At 40.6% G+C, this 3,231-nt stretch carries 4 protein-coding genes; 2 read left to right on the top strand and 2 right to left on the bottom strand.

Translation table 11 applies throughout. The features are described from left to right. Together CXF78_RS17995 and CXF78_RS17990 are read right to left on the bottom strand one after the other, a co-directional pair. Window positions 1–263 (bottom strand): hypothetical protein (locus CXF78_RS17995; protein WP_219622094.1); only part of this gene is annotated, 263 nt, incomplete at its 3' end. 80 nt (window positions 264–343) lie between these two features. Next, window positions 344–1,393 (bottom strand): nuclease-related domain-containing protein, encoded by a 1,050-nt coding sequence (locus CXF78_RS17990; protein ID WP_102037535.1) that lies wholly within the window; start codon window positions 1,391–1,393, stop codon window positions 344–346. Window positions 1,394–1,683: 290 nt separating this feature from the next. Between CXF78_RS17990 and CXF78_RS17985 the strand changes: the two genes are divergently transcribed. Both CXF78_RS17985 and CXF78_RS17980 read left to right on the top strand, forming a co-directional pair. Then, window positions 1,684–1,920 carry a helix-turn-helix domain-containing protein gene (locus tag CXF78_RS17985; protein ID WP_102037534.1) on the top strand — a complete coding sequence of 79 codons (237 nt, stop codon included), beginning with the start codon at window positions 1,684–1,686 and terminating at the stop codon, window positions 1,918–1,920. A gap of 2 nt (window positions 1,921–1,922) precedes the next feature. Beyond that, window positions 1,923–3,224 carry a HipA domain-containing protein gene (locus tag CXF78_RS17980; RefSeq protein ID WP_102037536.1) on the top strand — a complete coding sequence of 434 codons (1,302 nt, stop codon included), beginning with the start codon at window positions 1,923–1,925 and terminating at the stop codon, window positions 3,222–3,224. The last annotated feature ends 7 nt before the right edge of the window (window positions 3,225–3,231 follow it).

The following is a 3,231-nucleotide window of genomic DNA, read 5'->3' as shown; positions in this document are numbered from 1 at the left end:
TCTTTTATTTTTGACTTTGCTTTTTTTAATTCATCATTTAATTCATCTAGAAGCACTTTATCTTTAAAGTCGCTCTTACTTTTATGCTTTGATTGAAAATATATATTTCCTTCAGTGCTGAAACCGTCAATTCCATATTGGGCTTGGCCTCTTTTCCCATACAGTTGAAAATTCAAATTTTTATATAATAACTTCACAAAATCTCGTGTGAAATTTTCAAATTGAATTTCATCTTTAATCATGGGGAACGTGTATTTTTCCATTGTCATCCTTAATCTAAGAGGTCTAGCAAATATGTGAGTAAGAGTAAACTTTTCTAACGTTCTGTCATTCCCCACAACATTCAAATCAACTGATTTTCTAAGCTGCAATCTTGGCAGTGTAGGGTGTATGTTTCTTTGCGCTTAGTGATTTTGGTATTTTTACTCATGCATTGTGGGCATGGTAATTTCATCGATGTATTTTTGCTGCATTGGTTACAGTTGATGTAGTAACCGAATTTGCCATACATCGGGGTGTATTGTGTTGATTCACCGCAATGTTTACAGCTTATTATGGGATGTTGCTCATGCGCGAATGCTGCTACTGGTGCAAGTATTGCGACAGTAGATTGAGCTAGATGATGAGTGGGCGCTGATGCTGGTTTAGGCCCTTGCTCAAGCTCTGGTGTAAACTCTGGTGTATTTGATATCGGCTGGATTTGCTTTAGTTGAACTTGAGCAGCGTCAACTTGCTGAGTATTTGAATCGATATGTTGGCGAATAAGAAATTGGCCGATTGAATCGAGTTCTCGTTGGCTAAAGTCTGGTCGAGTGTCGGTGACGCTGACCAAGCGGAGCAATTTGTGTTTAAGATTCATGATATTTTTGAGTTCGTCGACCAAAAATTCAGTTTTATACAGTTTGTCCGAAATCTCTTTGGGCATGGTTTTTCGGTCGATCACAGCATTACTGGATACCGCACATAAATAGTGCCAACAGCGTCCATTGAAGCCTTGCTGCTTTATACCCAGTAATTTACTTAATATGTTATTTCTATGATGCATGAACATTTCTTTCAACAAGGCTTGTTGCAGCTCAACTTGCTTAATGGGCGAAGACATACCTGACCATTGGCTGTTATAGCTGCGTGTCCACTCGCCTTGGTTGTTCACTTTAACGTGACCTTTTATGCTTTTTGATTCAATGAGCACGAAGCCATAGGTGTATACGATCAAGTGATCAATTTGAGCCGTTTCATCATTAAAGCTGAATTTGAAGTCGTTGATAACCAGCACTTCAGGGTTGTCTTTAAATGCGCGGCGTAAGAAGAAGGCCACATCCTGTTCTTGTTTTTGACCGGCAATCGTTTGCGGCGTTTTGGTCATTTGTAGTGTTTTAGTTTTAAGAATCATTTACCAACAGCATCCATTCATAACTTGATAATAATCAAGCTCATAATATCTATGATGCTGATAAAAAAGCCAGTGTTAATTTTTCAAAGTAGGGCGTAATCGATTCGATAGTGTAACAACCTACACTTATAACTCGTTTGGCGACTTAGATAATTAAAAAGTGTACTTAACTACACTTTTGTTGATCTTGACAGGGGAGATTACAGTAAAGTGTAGGTTGTTACACTTTACTGTTGAATACTTAACCATTCAGAGATAAAGTGTAGCAAAGTACACTTTGGACTAACGTTATGACACCTGCACTCAATCAACAATCCTTGGGTTTACTCATTAAAGAAACCAGAAACAACGCAGCATTGACTCAAGATGTGGCGGCGATGCTGTGTGGCGTGACCAAAAAGACCTTAATCCGTGTTGAGAAAGGCGAAGATGTTTATATCTCGACAGTGTTCAAAATTCTTAATGGCTTGGGGATTAGCATTTTGGCGGCACAACATAGTGATGCATACTCTAATGGCTGGTACTAATGATGAGTACAGCTGAAAAACTGACTTTGGATATGCATCTTGGCGATCAGATAATTGGTGAGCTGTCATTTGATCCCGCGACCGAGACATTCACTGTTCAATACACCCATGATTGGCAACAAAGGGGTTTTCCCATTTCGCCGATGGTCCCCTTAGATGGAACCGCTAACAGCCATCAAATTGCGATGTTTTTAGTAAACCTATTACCCGAAAATAAAGGCTTAGAATATTTAATTGAATCGCTAGGGGTATCTCGTGGTAATACGTTTGCCCTTATTCGTGGTATCGGCCTTGATACCGCGGGTGCAATCGCTTTTTCGCCAAAAGGAACATTGCTACCGGCAACAGCCTTAAGGGAGATAAGTGCTGATGAAGTGATTAAGCGAATTGATGATCCGCAGCTATGGCCAATGGAAGTGTGGGACGGAAAACCAAGGCTGTCAGTCGCTGGGGTGCAGTCCAAACTAAACCTGTTTTATAATGGCAATACTTTTGGCTTTGGTGACGGTTCGCTGGCATCCACACATATTTTGAAGTTTGCACCATACCGTCATTTAGTGATTAACGAGTTTATTACAATGCGCTTGGCTAAGGCTATTGGTAACGATGTTGCTAATGTCGATATTGTCGAGTTTGGTCAACATAAATCCCTTTGTGTCGAACGCTTTGATCGTCGTTATATATCAGAGGCTCAAAAAGTCTTGAGACGGCACATGGTTGATAGCTGCCAAGCGTTGGGGTTCAGTGTTAGCAAAAAATACGAGCGTAACTTTGGCACCGGTCGTGATGTGAAAGGTATTCGAGAGGGCGTAAGCTTTGCTCGTTTGTTTAGCCTCGCCAGTGAGTGCACTAATCCTGCAGCTGCTAAACAAAATATGCTGCAGTGGGCTTTATTTAATTTACTGAGCGGTAATGCTGATGCCCATGGCAAAAACTACTCATTTTTCATGACTCCCACAGGGATGGTACCGACCCCCTGGTATGACTTAGTCAATGTGGCAATGTATAAGGATTTCGAACAGGAGATGGCAATGGCTATCGATGATGAATTCGACCCTAATAAAATTTATGCTTATCAACTGGCCTCGTTCGCCGAGGAACTGAATTTACCACGACCATTATTAGTCAGTAATTTAACAAAGATGGCAACCAAAATAGAGCAAGTGATAGATGATGTGATTGCGATGCTTCCAACGCTTGATAAAGATGAACATGCTTTTGTGGCAGATTATCGCCAGCAACTCATGACAAGGTGCCAACGCTATCTTGATATGACGGCTGAAGTAAAGGCTGTTGAGTTGTAATAATAAA

Source organism: Shewanella sp. 11B5, from assembly GCF_002836795.1.
In the GTDB taxonomy this organism is placed as follows: Bacteria; Pseudomonadota; Gammaproteobacteria; order Enterobacterales; family Shewanellaceae; genus Shewanella; species Shewanella frigidimarina.
This window is presented reverse-complemented; position numbering and strand designations above follow the sequence as displayed.